12 protein-coding genes and 1 riboswitch are annotated in these 16993 nt (G+C 66.5%); of the genes, 5 read left to right on the forward strand and 7 right to left on the reverse strand.

Going from position 1 to position 16993, the window contains the following annotated elements; all coding sequences use genetic code 11:
- Position 1 precedes the first annotated feature (1 nt).
- Positions 2-141, forward strand: a riboswitch (cobalamin riboswitch).
- A gap of 32 nt (positions 142-173) precedes the next feature.
- The 4 genes from OSB52_RS12665 (at position 174) to OSB52_RS12680 (ending at position 3132) form a co-directional block, all read left to right on the forward strand.
- Positions 174-410, forward strand: coding sequence for a CbtB domain-containing protein (locus tag OSB52_RS12665; protein WP_235723873.1), 237 nt, complete (start codon positions 174-176; stop codon positions 408-410).
- Between the two features lie 26 nt (positions 411-436).
- A complete protein-coding gene (locus OSB52_RS12670; RefSeq protein ID WP_266062019.1) occupies positions 437-1258 on the forward strand; it encodes a CbtA family protein in 822 nt (273 codons plus the stop codon).
- Positions 1259-1260: 2 nt separating this feature from the next.
- The gene (locus OSB52_RS12675) at positions 1261-1749 is read left to right on the forward strand and encodes a histidine phosphatase family protein (protein ID WP_266062020.1); all 489 of its coding nucleotides are present in this window, start codon (positions 1261-1263) and stop codon (positions 1747-1749) included.
- A 156-nt stretch (positions 1750-1905) separates the two neighbouring features.
- Positions 1906-3132 (forward strand): acyl-CoA dehydrogenase family protein, encoded by a 1227-nt coding sequence (locus OSB52_RS12680; RefSeq protein ID WP_235723870.1) that lies wholly within the window; start codon positions 1906-1908, stop codon positions 3130-3132.
- Here the strand turns inward: OSB52_RS12680 and OSB52_RS12685 are convergent, their stop codons facing one another.
- From OSB52_RS12685 to OSB52_RS12705, 5 genes are all read right to left on the reverse strand, one after another.
- Complete coding sequence (locus tag OSB52_RS12685) at positions 3133-4410, reverse strand: Nramp family divalent metal transporter (protein WP_266062022.1); 1278 nt, start codon at positions 4408-4410, stop codon at positions 3133-3135.
- Positions 4388-7159 (reverse strand): molybdopterin-dependent oxidoreductase, encoded by a 2772-nt coding sequence (locus OSB52_RS12690; RefSeq protein WP_266062023.1) that lies wholly within the window; start codon positions 7157-7159, stop codon positions 4388-4390. The genes OSB52_RS12685 and OSB52_RS12690 overlap by 23 nt, the downstream gene beginning before the upstream one ends.
- Positions 7156-7974, reverse strand: coding sequence for an FAD binding domain-containing protein (locus OSB52_RS12695; protein ID WP_235723868.1), 819 nt, complete (start codon positions 7972-7974; stop codon positions 7156-7158). The genes OSB52_RS12690 and OSB52_RS12695 overlap by 4 nt, the downstream gene beginning before the upstream one ends.
- Positions 7974-9332 carry an 8-oxoguanine deaminase gene (locus OSB52_RS12700; protein WP_235723900.1) on the reverse strand — a complete coding sequence of 453 codons (1359 nt, stop codon included), beginning with the start codon at positions 9330-9332 and terminating at the stop codon, positions 7974-7976. Before OSB52_RS12700 ends, OSB52_RS12695 begins: the two co-directional genes overlap by 1 nt.
- 91 nt (positions 9333-9423) lie before the next feature.
- The gene (locus tag OSB52_RS12705) at positions 9424-10875 is read right to left on the reverse strand and encodes an MFS transporter (RefSeq protein ID WP_235723867.1); all 1452 of its coding nucleotides are present in this window, start codon (positions 10873-10875) and stop codon (positions 9424-9426) included.
- Positions 10876-11291: 416 nt separating this feature from the next.
- On the opposite strand from OSB52_RS12705, the gene OSB52_RS12710 reads away from it, so the two are divergent.
- On the forward strand, positions 11292-14681 hold the full coding sequence (locus OSB52_RS12710; RefSeq protein ID WP_235723866.1) for a pyruvate carboxylase: 3390 nt from the start codon (positions 11292-11294) through the stop codon (positions 14679-14681).
- Between the two features lie 86 nt (positions 14682-14767).
- Here the strand turns inward: OSB52_RS12710 and OSB52_RS12715 are convergent, their stop codons facing one another.
- Positions 14768-15247: a nucleoside/nucleotide kinase family protein gene (locus OSB52_RS12715; protein ID WP_308191705.1), complete on the reverse strand. Its 480-nt coding sequence runs from the start codon at positions 15245-15247 to the stop codon at positions 14768-14770.
- A 98-nt stretch (positions 15248-15345) separates the two neighbouring features.
- Positions 15346-16959 (reverse strand): 4-hydroxyphenylacetate 3-hydroxylase family protein, encoded by a 1614-nt coding sequence (locus OSB52_RS12720; RefSeq protein ID WP_235723865.1) that lies wholly within the window; start codon positions 16957-16959, stop codon positions 15346-15348.
- Positions 16960-16993: the final 34 nt, after the last annotated feature.

The raw sequence follows: 16993 nt of genomic DNA on the forward strand, positions 1-16993 counted from the left end.
AGTACAGTCATCACACACCAGTGCGCGGGGAATCCGGTGAGAGTCCGGAGCGGTCGCGCCGCTGTGATCCCGTCGCAGTACGGCCACCGAGGCCATCGGCGGCGGGAGAGCCAGAATGCCGCCTGGTGTGTGTTCGCCAACGGATGGGACGCGCAATCCCAGAAAGGACCACCATGACCGCCTCCACGCACTCATCATCGGCCCGCGCAGTGGCCGCGCCGAGCCTTGCGGTACCCAATGTCTCCGCGGCCAGCGCGGCGCTGTGGCTCAGCCTCACCGTGCTGCTCGCCGGGCTGGCCTATTACTTCCTCGGGTACGACCAGGGCGCGGTGAGCGTCTTCGGTTCCGACACCCACGTGCACGAATTCGTGCACGACGCCAGGCACTTCCTCGGTTTCCCTTGCCACTGATCGCCACTGGTAGGAGACAACCGAACATGGAGAAGAAATTCATCGGCGCAGGCCTGCTCTCGGGCCTGGTCGCCGGCATCGTCGCGTTCATCTTCGCGCGGCTGTTCATCGAACCCCTGGTGGTCGAGGCGATCGACTACGAAGAGGGACGCTCCCACGCCGAGGAAATGCTCGCCGGTGAGCACGGTGGCCACGAGCACGGCGAGATCTTCTCGCGCTCGATCCAGGAGAACGTGGGTGCCGGGATCGGAACCATTGTGTTCGCGGTCTGCATGGGCGCGTTCTTCGCGGTCGCGTTCACCGTGCTGTGGGCCTACCTCGGCCGTCGTCACCCGGCCACGGACCCGCGGATGGCCGCCGTGGCGCTGGGCGCGATCGGGTTCGTCGCGGTGTTCGCCGTGCCGTTCTTCGCCTATCCGGCCAACCCGCCGGCGGTGGGCGACGACGACACGATCGGTGCGCGCAGCGCGGCATTCCTGACGATCACCATTTTGTCGGTGGTGTTCGCAGTTGTCGCGGTGGTCCTGGCGTTGTGGCTGCGGCCACGGCTCGGCGGGCTCGTCGCGGGCGTGCTCGGGGCTCTCGCGTATCTCGTCGCGGTCTCTGTCACGATCATGCTGCTCCCGGAGTTCCACGAGGTGCCCGGCCCGCTGTCCGACGCCACCGGGCAGATCGCGTTCCCCGGTTTCCCGGGTGATGTCATCGGCGACTACCGGGTGTATGCGATCGCCAATCAACTGATCATGTGGACCGTGTTGACCGTCCTCTTCGCGCTACTCCTCGGACGTCTCATGCGATCGGGTTCCGACGAATCCCCCGACGCCCACGTCGCGCAGGTCGACGCCTGACGATGCTGATCGTCACCGCCGGCCGCACCGGCCCCAACAGATCGGTGCGGTTCGGCGGTGATGCATCTCTGGACGATCGTGGACGACGCGACGTGGCCGGACTCCGCGCGGAGGTCACCGCGACCATCGGCACCGGCCGTGTTGCCGGTGGTCCCGAGCGTGCGGTGGTCGAGTCGTCTGACGTGTTGCAGATCCAACCCGTGACGACACCAGCTCTCCGATCCCTTGATGTCGGTCGGTGGACGGGGCGGATGCCGACCGAGATCACCCCGGATGACTTGGCCGCCTGGTTCACCGATCCGGTCGCCCGCCCGCATGGTGGGGAGAGCGTCGCACGGTTCGTGGAGCGGATCCACCGGTGGTATGTCACCGATGGCGCCGATACCGACGTGTGCGTCGTCTCGATGCCGGTTGCACAGGCACTGCTGTGTACCGACCCCGAGGAGTTCTTCGGCGTCGAGATCCGACCGGCGACGATCTATCACCGCTGACAACTCTCGCCTCGGACGGCCGGGACAGCGGACCCAAGACACGAATTTCGGAATCCGTACCTTTACAACCCGGGTGACGCCTGACACAGTAACCTGGCAGGAAAGTGGAACATGTTCAGCCCGTACTGGCGGGCGCGGCGGTGGGGAGTTGTGACGATGTTCGAGTGGTCCGAAGAAGACCTGATGGTGCGGGATGCGTTGCGCGCGTTCATCGACAAGGAGATCAAGCCGCACATCGACGAACTCGAGACCGGTGTTCTGCCGCCGTATGACATCACTCGCAAGCTGCTGGCGACCTTCGGTGTCGACGCGATGGCCAAGGACGCGTTGGAGAAGGAGCTCGCGGCAGAGGCGGCCGGTGAGAAGCCGTCGGGCGGCGGTGGCGGCGGTGGCATGTCCGGGTCGATGTTCATGATCGTCAACATCGAGCTGGCCGGGGTGTGCCTCGGACTGGTCGGTTCGATGGGCGTCAGTATGGGGCTGACCGCCTCGACGATCCGCGGCAAGGGAACACTGGCGCAGAAGAAGCGGTGGCTGCCCGAACTCGTCACGATGGAGAAGGTGGGCGCGTGGGCGATCACCGAACCCGATTCCGGGTCGGATGCGCTGGGCGGCATGAAGACCACGGTTCGCCGCGACGGTGACGACTACCTGCTCAACGGGCAGAAGACGTTCATCACCAACGGTCCCTACGCCGACACCATCGTCGTGTTCGCCAAACTCGACGACGGCAGCGACACCCCGATGCGCGATCGCAAAGTGCTCTCGTTCGTCCTCGACAAGGGCATGCCCGGTCTCACCCAGGGCAAGCCGTTCAAGAAGATGGGTATGACGAGTTCGCCGACCGGTGAACTGTTTTTCGACAATGTGCGCTTGGGTAAGGATCGTCTGCTCGGCGAAACCGAGGACACCGGCGCCGACACCCGCGGCGGTGAGGGCGCCAAGGCAGGATTCACCGCCGAGCGCGTCGGCATCGCCGCGCTCTCGTTGGGCATCATCAACGAGGCGCAACGTCTGTCCATCGACTACGCCAAGACCCGCAAGCTCTGGGGCCAGGAGATCGGCCAGTTCCAGCTCATTCAGCTCAAGCTCGCCGAGATGGAGGTGGCCCGGATCAACGTGCAGAACATGTTGTTCAGCGCGATCGAACGCGGTCAGGCCGGCAAGCCACTGAGCCTCGCCGAGGCCTCGGCGATGAAGCTGTACTCCTCGAAGGCGGCGACCGACGTCGCGATGGAGGCCGTACAGCTGTTCGGCGGCAACGGCTACATGGCCGAGTACCGGGTCGAGCAGCTCGCGCGCGATGCGAAGTCGCTGATGATCTACGCGGGCAGCAACGAGATCCAGGTGACGCATGTGGCCAAGGGGTTGCTGAGGGGCTGATCAGGCACCCGTCACCACCAAACCGATCAACGTCAGGTTGAGGAGCACGATCAGCACCGACGCGATGCCCGCGGTCAGCCGCAGGGGCCATCCGTCGGCGAACTCGCCCATCAACGACCGGTCAGCGGTGAACCGGCCCAGCGGGATCACCGCGAACGGGATGCCGAAACTCAGCACCACCTGACTGATGACCAGCGCCCAGGTGGGGTCGACGCCGAGAGCCAGTACCACCAGGGCCGGGATGACCGTGATCACCCGCCGGATGAACAGTGGGATGTCTCTGTGCAGTAGGCCGCCCATGATCGCCGCGCCGGCAGACGATCCGACGGAGGTCGACGCCAGTCCACTGGCCAGTAGTCCGATGGCGAAGGCGGTTGCCATCGGAGATCCGAGGGCGTCGGCGACCGCGTCGTAGGCGCCCTCGATGGTGTCGGTACCTTCCTTGCCGCGCAGGTTCTGTGCGGCCAGCAACAGCAGTGCGACGTTGACCGCGCCGGCGACGATCAGTGCCACCACGACATCCCAGCGCGTGACCCGCACCAGTTGTCGTTGGCGCGTCGCCGACCGGGTGACCCCGTGTCGGTCGATGACCATCGCCGAGTGCACGTAGATGGCGTGTGGCATTACGGTCGCACCCAACATACCGGCTGCCAGCAGCACGGTCTCCGGTCCGTCCAGCCGCGGGACGAGCCCACCGAGTACCTCGTTTGCCGGCGGTGGATCGACCACCAGTCCGGCCAGGAAACCGATCACAATGATTGCCAACAGGCCGAGTATCACCTTCTCGAATGTGCGTTCCTGCCGCGGATTCTGTAGGAGCAGCACGGTCAACGAGACCGCGCCCACGATCACCCCGCCCAGCACCAGCGGCAGATCGAACAACAGCTGGAGGGCGACGGCGCCACCGAGCACCTCGGCCAGGTCGGTGGCGATGGCCACCACTTCTGCCTGAACCCAGAACGCCAGTCGCGGACGGGTGCTCAGACGGTCACCCAGCAGCCCGGGCAGGCTCTTGCCGGTGACGATGCCGAGCTTTGCCGACTGATACTGGATCAGCATGGCAATCACGTTCGCCAGCACCAGAACCCAGACCAGCAGGAAACCGTAGCGGGCGCCCGCGGTGATGTTGGCCGCGACGTTGCCGGGATCGACGTAGGCGATCGCGGCGACGAACGCCGGCCCGAACAGCGCGAGGTTGCCGACGATGTTCTTGCGGGTTCTCGACACCCGTTTACGCGTGGTGCCGTCCTCGCCGCTACGCGTGCCGACCAGTGCCACCCACCTCACGGTCGATCAGGCGCCACACCCGGTCGCGTGACATCGGCTGTTCGCAGGGCCGCACACCGATCGCACGTCGGATCGCATTGGCCATAGCCGGGGCAACCGGGTTGTACGGGGACTCGCTCATCGACTTCGCCCCGAACGGACCCAACTCGTCGGACGTCTCGGCGAAGTACACCTCGGTGACCGGCACATCGGCCATCTGCGGCACCCGATAGGTGCGGAACACACCCGTCAGCGGGACCCCGTCGGCGAGCATGATCTCCTCGTAGAGCGTCGATCCGATGGCTTGGGCCACGCCGCCCTCGACCTGCCCGCGACACTGTTGCGGGTTCATCACCGTACCGGCGTCGGCCGACTGGATCGACTGCAGGATGCGCACCACCCCGGTCCGGACGTCGACGGCGACCCGAAAAGCCTGAACGTTGAAGGCAATCGACCGTACGTCCCCGGTCTCCTCGCCGTCGGCGGTCACCTGGTCCGCGGCCGGATCGAGGACATCGATCATCTCTTCGAACGAGACCATCCGGTCACCCACCAGCGCGCCGTCGGAGGTGAGCACCACGCGGTCGGGTTCGGCGTCGGCCACGGTGGCGGCAGCGCCGATCAGGTTCTCCCGCAGACTGGTACACGCCCGGTGCAGTGCTTTGCCGGCCACCGTCGTGCCGGCGGAGGCGAAAGCTCCGGTGTCGTAGTCGGCGGCGTCGGTGTCGCCGTGTCGCAACCGAATCCGCTCGGGGACGGTCTGCAGGGTGGCGGCCACGATCTGGGTGTGCACCGTGGTGGTGCCGTTGCCGAATTCGGCCGTCCCGATGCCGACGTGATAGTCGCCGTGCCGGTCGACGGCCACCTGCACTCGGGAGATGTGCCCGCGTGGGGCCATGGTGGCGATAGCCGCGAGCGCCATTCCCTCACCTACCCGCCAGTGCGGACCGGCCGGCGGCTCGACGCCGTTGCCGCGATCGAGTGCCGCCTGCGCCAGGTCGAGGCACTGGTCGAGGCCATAGCTGCCGTAGACGAGATCGGGTTCGGGCTCGGCGTGGGCGGCCAGCAGCGGGTCGCCGTCGCGGACTGCATTGATTCGTCGGATGTCGAACGGGTCGATGCCGAGTTCGATGGCCAGCTCGTCGAGCGCGGACTCGATCGCGAAGATGACCTGCCCCAGACCGTAACCGCGGAAGGCGCCGGACGGCGGATTGTTCGTGTAGACGACCTCCGCGTCGACCCGTTTGATCGGACAGTTGTACACCGAGATCGACTCGGCGCAGGCGTGGAACATCACGCCGATCGCGTGGTTGCCGTAGGCGCCGGTGTCCGACAGCACGTCGATCTTCAGTGCGGTCAACACGCCGTCGGTGTCGGCGCCGAGATCCACGGCGACCCGGAACGGATGGCGATAGGTGGTGCGCGTCATCTCGTCGCTGCGGCTCATCTCATAGGCACACGGACGGCCCGTCCGTAGCACCGCCAACGCCACCAGGTCCTCGGTCAGCAGTTCCTGTTTGCCGCCGAATCCGCCGCCGACGCGGGCGCTGAAGACGCGGATCCGCTCCGGCGCGAGATCGAGGATGTGCGCGAGTTCGTCGCGGACCAGGAACGGCACCTGGGTGCTGGTCCGGATGACCAGCCGACCGTCGTCGTCGAGCCAACCGATGCTGCCGTGTGTCTCGAGCTGAGCGTGGGAGACCCGGGCGGTGGACCAGGTCCCCGAGACCGTGACCGCCGAATCGGCCAGTGCCGCATCGATGTCCCCTCCGAAACCGTGGTGGAAGTCGGCGATCACGTTGCGATCGGCGTGATTGACCCGATCCAGCGCGGTGCGGTCCGGGTGGATGGCCGGGGCGCCCGGTCGACGCGCTTCGCCGGGGTCGAAGACCGCCGGCAGGATCTCGTAGGAGACCTCGATGAGTCGGCAGGCCCGCTCGGCCGCGGCTGCGGTCTCGGCCACGACCGCCGCGACCCGTTGACCGACGAACCGGACGACGGGGTCCAACATCATCGTGTCGTCGGGGTCGTCCTCGCGATGCTCGTGACGAGCGGTGGAAAACCTTGTCTGCGGGACATTGTCATGGGTCAGTATCAGCGTGACACCGTCCACCCGCTCGGCGGCGGTGGTGTCGATGGACACGATGCGCGCATGCGCGTGCGGTGACCCCAGCACACGCAGATGGGTGAGGCCCTCGACGGTGACGTCGAACGTGTACGGTTCGGTGCCGGTGACCACGCGACGGGCTGCCGGTGGCGATACCGACCGGCCGATGCACGCCTCAGCCGCCTCTGGGGACGGGTCGGTGGGGTTCCGGAGATCATCGGCCGGGGCCACGGCCGCGGTGATCGCGTCGCGGATCGAACGGTAACCGGTACAGCGACAGATGTTTCCCTTCATCTTCCGGGGCAGATCATCGAGATCGGCGGCCTCGAGTGTGGACGCGGTGACGATCATGCCGGCGGTGCAGAATCCACACTGGAAACCGAAATTGTCGACGAACGACTGCTGCACTGGATGGAGGTCGTCCGGGGTACCGAGCCCGGTGACGGTCGTCACCGTGTGTCCCTCGACGCGTTGCGCCGGGTAGATGCACGAGTGCACCGGGGTGTCGTCGACCAGCACCGAACACGCGCCGCAGTCGCCGGCATCGCAGCCCTTCTTCACCTCGAAGTGGGCGTTGTCGCGCAGGAGCGTGCGCAGGCACTGGCCCGGACGCGGAGTGGCGTCGTGCATGTCGCCGTTGACGGAGAACTTCATGCCGTCACCCCACCGGCGAGTTCGGCGCGGATCTCTTCGGCGAGCACTGCCGAGGTGGCGCGTCGCCAATCCGCCGATCCGAGAGGGTCGGTGTAGAAGTCGTCGGCAGCCACGACCCGGTCGTGGAGTTCGTCGATGGTGGGGATCGCGTCGAAACGCATCACATGTGGGCGCAGGGTGGCGGCGGTGACGACCAGGATCAGTGTGCCGTCCTCGTCGCGACGGCCGGTCACCACCGCACCCGACCGGCCGAGTTCGGCCAGCGCGATCTTGCGGAACGCGGTGACCGATTGCATCGAGGTGCCGGGTATGTCGATGGCGCGCAGTATCTCTGCGTCGCCGAGTGAGTTTGTGCCGTTGCCGGTGATCAACTCCGCCACCGGGGTGCGACGTTCGCTGCCGTCGGGGCACCAGATGACGGCCGTGGCATCGAGGCCCGCTGCCAGCGAGACCATCGAGGCCGCGGCGAACGACCGACAGATGTTGCCGCCGACGGTCGCGACATTCCAGATCTTGAACGAGGCCAGGAGCGCGTTGGCGCACTCGGAGAACAGTGGTTGCGCACGCCAGGCCGATCGAGCGGGCAACCTGGTGATCTCGACGATGGGGCAGGTGGCGCCGATCCGCAGCCCGTCATCGGGAAGATCCTCGAATGCCGGCCAACCCATGGTGGTGAGGTCCACGATGCCGTCGGCGTCGACCTGCGGTTCGGAGAAGAACCAGGTGCCGCCGGCCACCACGCGCTCGCCCGGGCCGAGCCGCAGATCCTCGCGGGTACGGGCGTAGCGGTAGCGGTCGATGGTGTTGAGGTCCATCACCCGGCCTTCTCGATCAGTCGGCGATGTTCGCGCACCACGTCGGCGGCGATGCGTTCGGCATCGACGGTCCGTAACATGTTGTGCTCGACCACCTGTCGCCCGTTCACCCAGCTCGCGGCAATCGGCGGGATCGCGCCGAGCACGAGCGCCGCGACCGGGTCGTCGATTCCACTGTGTGCCACCGACGTCAGATCCCACAGCACCAGGTCGGCGAGTTTGCCCACCTCGATCGACCCGGTGTCGGCGGCGCGGCCGAGCACCTGAGCGCCGCCGATCGTGGCCAACTCGATGGCGGTGCGCGTGGTCAGGGCGGTGGGTCCACCACGGGCACGGGCCATCAGCACCGCCTGGTGGGCTTCCTCGAGCAGCCGGCACGACTCGTTGGACGCCGCACCGTCCACGCCGAGTCCTACGGGGACACCCGCGTCGACGAGATCGCGGGTACGGCAGATCCGGTTGCCCAGCCGGGCGTTGGAAGTGGGGCAGTGGGCCACTCCGGTGGACGTTGCGGCGAGCCGGCCGATCTCGTCGTCGTCGAACTCGATGCCGTGGGCGAACCACACGTCGTGGCCCACCCAGCCGACCGACTCCATGTATTGCAGTGGGGTGGAGCCGAAGTGCTGCTGGCAGTAGGTGTTCTCGTCCAGCGATTCGGCCAGATGGGTGTGCATGCGTACGTCGAGTTCGCGTGCCAGCGTTGCGGATTCACGCAGGAGATCAGTGGTGACGGAGAACGGTGAACACGGTGCCAGGGCGATGCGCAGCATCGAGTCGTCGGCGGGGTCGTGCCAGCGCGACACCGCGTCCGAACTGGCCGTAAGGATTTCGTCGATGCTCTGCACCACCGAGTCCGGCGGTAGACCGCCGTCCTTTTCCGAGAGGTCCATCGAGCCGCGGGTCGGGTGGAAACGCAGCCCGACTGTGGTTGCGGCGTCGATCTCGGCACCCAGTAGATCGCCGCCCTCGGCCGGGAAGACGTAGTGGTGGTCGGTGGTGGTGGTGCAGCCGGACAGTGCCAGTTGGGCGAGACCACCGAGGGCGGCGGTGCGCACCGCCGCCTCGTCGATGCCGGCCCAGATCGGGTACAGCGTGGTGAGCCATTGGAACAGCGTGTGGTCGGCGGCGAGACCGCGGGTGACCCACTGGTATAGGTGGTGGTGGGTGTTGACCAGCCCGGGGGTGAGCACGCACCCGCGCCCGTCCACCCTGATCGCGTCGGCGGGCAGCTGCGCCGGCGGAGCGCCGACGGAGACGATCCGCGTCCCCTCGATAACCACGCAGGCGTCGGCGAGTTCTCGGCGCTGCGGGTCCACGGTCACCACGAAGGCGTTGTCGATCACGGTCACCGACGGCACGGAATCTGCATCGGATGACGACCCATTGGAGGACACCCGCGTCACGCTACGACGATCGCGTTACGAATTCGTTTCGGTGGTCGGTCACTGGTCAGACGTCCTGCACTGAGATCGGCCTCCGGGGTGGAATCGCGAGCGCCAGCACGATGGCGAGCACGCACGCGCCCAGCGAGATCGCCGACGCCCACAGGTACCCCGATTCGGTGGGTACACCGACTCCGGTGCCATCGGCGGCGGGCACCGAGATCATCGACCATGTGAGGATCATGCCCACGACCGCCGCTGACGTGGATGTGCCGACCACCCGCATCAGCGCGTTGACGCCGTTGGCCTCGCCGGTCTGTTCCACGCGCACCGAACTCATGATCAGCGCCGGCATCGCGGAATAGGCAACGCCCAGGCCGGCACCGATGAGGCAGGCGACGCCGAGCATGACGCCCCAATTCATCGCCCACGGGCCGGTCAGCGCCACGATGAACACCACGTAGCCGGCGGCGATGACGGCGCCGCCGGTGGCCAGCGACACCCGTGGGCCGAATGCTGCGGTCAGTCGGGCGGAGACGTGGGAGAAGATGAACATCAGGATTCCGCTGGGGGCCAGTACGAGGCTGGCGGTGAACATGTCCAGACCCAGTCCATTGGGGCCGGTCGTCGGTGCCATCAGGAGTTGGATCGGGATCAGCTGCATCGAGTAGAAGGCGAATCCGGTGGCGACCGATGCGATGTTGGTCAACATCACCGGCCGTTCGGTCGCGACATCGAGAGCGATGAGCGGGTTGGCGCCGCGCCGCTCCACGAACCACCAGACCACGGCCACCACGACGAACGCCGCGAACATGCCGATGGTCAGCGGCGCCGACCATCCCCACTCCGATCCCTTCGAGAGGGGGAGCAGCAGGAAGACCAGCATCGCGGCCAGGCCGAGGGCGCCGAGCAGGTCGAAGCGGCCGCCGGTGCGCGACAGGCTCTCCGGAACGGTGAGCGCGATCCCGGCGGCGCCGAGTAGCGCGGCGGCCGCGCACGCCCAGAACAGTGCGTGCCAGCTGACGTGCTGGGCGATCGCGGCCGCGAAGGGCAGGCCGAGGGCGCCGCCGATCCCCAGCGATGCGCTCATCGTGCCCACCGACGACCCGAGATGCCGCGGCGGGACGATGTCGCGCATGACGCTGATGCCCAGGGCGATCGTGCCGAACCCGAGGCCCTGCAGTGCGCGACCGACCAGGAACGGGGGCAATGACGCCGACAGTGCGCACACGGCCGAACCGGTGGCCACACAGCCCATGCTTGCCACCAGCATCAGACGTTTGCCGTACATGTCTCCCAGGCGTCCGCCGATCGGCGTGATTACCGCACCGGCCAGCAGGGTGATGGTCAGCGCCCAGGTCGTGTCACCGGGATCGGCATTCAGCAGTGTCGGCAGCTGCGGGATCAGTGGCACGATGATCGTCTGCATCAGGGCGACGACGATGCCCGCGGCGCACAGGATCGTGACAGCAAGGCGCGGGTGGCGGTCGGGTACGAGCGCGCCAGAGTCCTCGTCCACCGGCCTCTTGATCGCACTCAATGCCCACACACCTCCGAGCGTCCACGCTATCGAGTGGGTGCTTGGTCCGGATCGGCGGACCCACCGAAGGTGGGTCCATATTTCGTTCGGTCGTCGCTTCCAGTGTCGTCGGAACCGATGTTGCGCCACCTTCCCAGCGGTCTGCGTGAATGCGGCAACCGGGCTGCCATACCGAGCGATTGCTCGGTGATGTTTCCGGAAACGCACAGGTCAACGGCATGATTGTGAGAACGCGGCGTCTCAGGCGTAGTCTTGAGCGTTTGCCTCGGGCGCCGTCGGCCGTAGAACACGCGCGCAGTACTCTGAGACACCCAGCGTGGATTGAATGCGGTACCGGTGCGCCCCCGACATTGTCGTCGCGAGAGCGCTCCGTCGCACTGACGAGAGAGAGACGCGTGTTCGAGAAAGTCCTGGTGGCCAACCGCGGAGAAATCGCCATCCGCGCCTTCCGAGCGTCGTATGAGCTCGGCGCCCGTACGGTGGCGATCTTCCCGTATGAGGACCGGAATTCGGTGCATCGGCTCAAGGCCGATGAGTCGTATCAGATCGGTACTCCGGGTCATCCGGTGCGCGCGTATCTGTCGGTCGATGAGGTGATCGCGGCGGCCGAGCGGTGTGGCGCGGATGCGATCTATCCGGGTTACGGGTTCTTGTCGGAGAATCAGGGTTTGGCCCAGGCGTGTGCGGATGCGGGGATCACGTTCGTGGGTCCGTCGGCGGATGTGTTGGAGCTGACGGGTAACAAGGCGACGGCGGTGGCTGCGGCGAAGGCGGCGGGGTTGCCGGTGTTAGCGTCGTCGGAGCCGTCGGCCGATGTGGCGGAGTTGCTCGCGGCTGCCGAGTCGATGCAGTTCCCGGTGTTCGTCAAGGCGGTGGCCGGTGGTGGTGGCCGGGGTATGCGTCGGGTGGAGAAGATCGCGGATCTGGCCGATGCGATCGCGGCGGCCTCGCGGGAGGCGGAGGCGGCATTCGGGGATCCGACGGTGTTCCTGGAGCAGGCGGTGGTCAATCCGCGCCATATCGAGGTGCAGATCCTGGCCGATACCCACGGCAATGTGATCCATCTGTTCGAGCGGGATTGTTCGGTGCAGCGTCGTCATCAGAAGGTGATCGAGTTGGCGCCGGCGCCGAACCTGTCACCGGAGTTGCGCGAGAAGATCTGCTCGGACGCGGTCGCGTTCGCCCGCCACATCGGCTACACGTGCGCCGGGACGGTCGAGTTTCTGCTCGACGAAAACGGTCAGCATGTGTTCATCGAGATGAATCCGCGCATCCAGGTCGAGCACACGGTGACCGAGGAGATCACCGATGTGGACCTGGTGGGCTCACAGCTGCGCATCGCGTCGGGTGAATCGCTGGACGATCTCGGATTGTCGCAGGACACTCTGGCGATTCGGGGTGCGGCGATGCAGTGCCGGATCACCACCGAGGACCCGGCCAACGGGTTCCGGCCCGACGTCGGACGCATCACCGCCTACCGCAGTCCGGGTGGTGCCGGGGTGCGTCTGGACGGCGGTGCGGTGCTCGGTGCCGAGGTGACCGGCCACTTCGACTCGATGCTGGTGAAACTCACGTGTCGCGGCCGGGATTTCGCGACCGCGGCGCGCCGTGCGCGGCGTGCGGTGGCCGAGTTCCGGATTCGTGGAGTGGCCACCAACATCCCGTTCCTGCAGGCGGTGCTCGATGATGTCGACTTCCGCGAGGGCCGGGTGACGACGTCGTTCATCGAGGATCGTCCGTGGCTGCTGACCTCGCGCAGCTCGGCCGACCGCGGCACCAAGATCCTGTCGTACCTGGCCGATGTGACGGTCAACAAGCCGCACGGCGAACGTCCGACGAAGGTGTATCCGCGTGACAAGCTGCCCACGCTGGATCGCGCCACCCTCGCCTCACCGCCGGACGGTTCGCGTCAGCGGTTGTTGGAGTTGGGGCCGGCCGGGTTTGCCGCGGATCTACGGGATTCGAAACGACTTGCCGTCACCGACACCACTTTCCGGGACGCTCATCAATCGTTGCTGGCCACCCGGGTCCGTACGACCGGGTTGATGGCGGTGGCGCCCTATGTGGCGGCGATGACCCCCCAGTTGTTGTCGCTGGAATGCTGGGGTGGGGCCACCTACGACGTGGCGTTGCGGTTCCTGAAGGAAGACCCGTGGGATCGGTTGGCGCAGTTGCGTGAAGCGGTACCCAACATCTGTTTGCAGATGTTGCTGCGGGGCGCCAACACCGTCGGCTACACCCCGTACCCGACCAAGGTGACCACCGCGTTCGTCGCCGAGGCCACCGCAACCGGTATCGACATCTTCCGGATCTTCGACGCGCTCAACAACATCGAGCAGATGCGTCCGGCCATCGACGCGGTACGCGAGACCGGCACGGCGGTCGCCGAGGTCGCCATGTCCTACACCGGTGACCTGGCCAACCCGAACGAGGACCTCTACACCCTCGACTACTACCTGCGGTTGGCCGAACAGATCGTCGATGCCGGCGCGCACGTGTTGGCGATCAAGGACATGGCCGGGCTGTTGCGGGCGCCGGCGGCGACGAAGCTGGTGTCGGCATTGCGCAGCAACTTCGATCTGCCGGTGCATGTGCACACTCACGACACCCCCGGCGGGCAGCTCGCCACCTATCTGGCGGCGTGGGAGGCCGGGGCGTCGGCCGTGGACGGCGCCAGTGCGGCGTTGGCCGGTACCACCAGCCAGCCGGCGTTGTCGGCGATCGTGGCCGCCGCTGCTCATTCCGAGCGTGACACCGGCCTCGATCTGCAGGCCGTCTGCGACCTCGAGCCGTACTGGGAGGCGCTACGCAAGGTGTACGCGCCGTTCGAGTCCGGACTGCCCGCGCCGACCGGACGGGTCTACACCCACGAGATCCCCGGTGGGCAGTTGTCGAACCTGCGACAGCAGGCCATCGCCCTCGGACTGGGCAACCGGTTCGAGGCCGTTGAAGAGGCCTACGCCGCCGCCGACCGCATGCTGGGTCGAGTGATCAAGGTGACCCCGTCGTCGAAGGTCGTCGGCGATCTCGCGTTGGCGTTGGTCGGCCGCGGCATCACCGCCGACGAGTTCGCCGCCAACCCGCAGGGCTACGACATCCCCGACTCGGTGATCGGTTTCCTGCGTGGCGAACTCGGCGATCCCGCTGGCGGCTGGCCCGAACCGCTACGCTCACTGGCGTTGGAGGGCCGCGCCGAGGCGGCGGCCACCGCCGAGTTGTCCGACGACGATTCGCAGGCGCTCGACACCCCCGGCCAGAAACGCCAGCACACTCTCAACCGGTTGCTGTTCCCCGGCCCCACCAAGGAATTCGACGACCACCAGGAGACCTACGGCGACACCTCCCGGCTGTCGGCGAACCAGTTCTTCTACGGGCTGCGTTACGGCGAGGAACACCGCGTCGAGCTCGAACCCGGTGTCGACTTGCTGATCGGGCTCGAAGCGATCAGCGAACCCGACGAGAAGGGCATGCGCACCGTCATGTGCATCCTCAACGGACAACTACGTCCGGTGCAGGTGCGTGACCGTTCCGTCGATGCCGAGGTCGCCGCGGCCGAGAAGGCCGATCGCGGCAATCCGCACCACATCGGCGCACCGTTCGCCGGAGTCGTGTCGCTGAGTGTGGACGTCGGCGACGAGGTCGCCGCCGGCGCTGCCATCGGCACCATCGAGGCGATGAAGATGGAGGCCACCATCACTGCGCCCGTCGGCGGCAAGGTCGTCCGCGTCGCCATCGGCCAGGTCACCCAGGTCACCCCGGGCGATCTGCTCGTCGAAATCGGGTAGCGGGGTCACGCCCGCGACAGTTCCCCATGTGAATCGGTATCCACATGGGGAACTGTCAACTGCGGGGGTGATTTCCGGCGTATCTGTCAGTCCTCCGTGTGGTTGGCTTGGCCGTCCACGACGAGATCTGCACGGTGCCTGCTCGCGGCGACCAGCCGGGCGTTGGGTTCGTCGACGGAGTCGACCCACGCGGCGGCATCGGCAAGGCCCTTGCCGGCGGCGCGGTGGCGACGTAGTAGCCGTTCGCGTCGGAGGGGACCCGGCGCGTCGACGTAGTAGAGGCGGCGTAGCAGCGGACGCACCGCGGACCATGGCGGGTTGTCGAGAGCAAGGTAGTTGCCCTCCACGACAATCACTCGGGCAGTGGGTACGACGACGAGCCGCGCGGCGATCGGTTCGCCCATGACATGGTCGAAGTCGGGGCAGTACACCGGTCGGTCGCCGCACGCGGTGATCCGTTCGAGCAGCGTGACGAAGCCGTCGGCATCGAAGGTATCCGGTGCGCCTTTGCGGTCGCCGCGGCCGATGTCGGTGAGCACGCGGTCGGATAGATGAAACCCGTCCATCGGGACGTATGCGACCGTGTCGGGGGCGGACAGCGCGAGCCGTCCCGGTTCCCGCGGGCCGTCGACGGTCCGCGGGAGCCGAGACGACCCGCGCGAGGCTAGCTCGACCGCCCGAACCAGCTGACGTCGTCGTTGCCGATGAGGTCGGGGACCGTCCAGCCGTCCAGGTCGTACTCGGACAGGCACTGTTCGGCGAGACCCTTCATGGATTCCACACCACCACGGTTCTGCGCGGCGAACAGCAACTCTGCCTTCACATTCTCGTGGTTGCCCGAGTAGTTGCGTTCGTAGAGTTCGTGCCGGCCGCCGAATTCGGAACCGATCGAATCCCACAGTGCCTTCATCACCTTCACCCGATCGACCGCGGTGATGCCGTTGGAACCGCGGACGTACTTGTCGAGGTACGGGCGCACGTCGGGGCTCTTGAAGTCGGCGGCGCTCGACGGCAGATAGATCAGGCCCGATGCGACGTCCTGCTCGATGATCTCCTTGATACGCGGGTAGCCCTGCATCATGAACATCCGGTAGGTGAGGCCGTATTCGAGGCGCGGGATCACGGTGTCGCCGATCCACGGTTCGGGGTTGTGGGCCATCGCGTCGGTGAGCGTCCAGAACAGGTTGCGCCAGCCGATCACCTCACCGACCCGGGTCTGCACGCCGCGAAAGCCGCCGGAACCGGTGGCGTCGAGTGCCTTCATCAGCAACCCGGCGATGAAGTCGAGTTTCACCGCGAGACGGGTGCAGCCCTGGAAGGTGAAGCGCGGCAGGAAGCCGGACTGTGGGAAGAAGGCGTTGATGCGCTCGACGTCGCCGTACATGAAGACGTTCTCCCAGGGCACGAGCACCTTGTCGAAGACGAAGATGGTGTCGTTCTCGTCCATCCGGCTCGACAGCGGGTAGTCGTACGGGCTGCCCATGACCGCGGCCTGTTCGGTGTAGGAGGTCCGGCAGATGAGTTTGATGCCGGGTGCGTCCATCGGCACGGTGCAGATGAGCGCGAATTCCTTCTTGCGGATCGGCAGCCCGTAGTGGGCGATGAAGTTGTAGTTGGTGATGGCCGAGCCGGTGGCGACGACCTTCGCTCCCGAGACGATCAGCCCCGCGTCGGTTTCCTTCTCCACCTTCATGAACACGTCGCCGACCTCGTCGGGCGGCAACTGACGATCCACCGGCGGATTGATGATGGCGTGGTTCCAGTACAGGACCTTTTCCTGTGACTCGCGATACCAGCGTTCGGCGTTGGCCTCGAACGGTGCATAGAGATCCTTGTTGGCATGCAGGGTGCCCAGGAAGCTGGCCTTGTAGTCGGGGGAGCGTCCCATCCAGCCGTAGGTCATCCGTGCCCATTCGGCGATCGCATCACGTTCTTTGATCAGATCTGCCGAGCTCGTGGGCGCCTTGAAGAACGGCATCGTCACGCCGCCGTTGCCGGTGTCGGTGGGCGCGGTCACCTTGTCGCGGGTGGCCGGATCGTGCATCGAGTCGTAGAGGCGAGCCGTCATCCGGATCGGGTTGCGGAAGGCTGGGTGGGTGGTCACATCTTTCACGCGCTCGCCGTGTAGCCAGATCTCGCGCCCGTCCTTGAGTGACTCGATGTACTCGTCGCCAGTCATCGGCCGGGAGGCGAAATTGCGCGTCTTGTTGGCCGCACTGTCGGCTGCCGGGTTGGTGGTCGGTGCGTCGGTGTCGGGCCGCTCGTCGAGAGTGGTCATGATTGATACCTCTTTCTGATCGATCGATCGTGAC

It is taken from the genome of Gordonia aquimaris (genome assembly GCF_026262595.1).
Lineage (GTDB): Bacteria > Actinomycetota > Actinomycetes > Mycobacteriales > Mycobacteriaceae > Gordonia > Gordonia tangerina.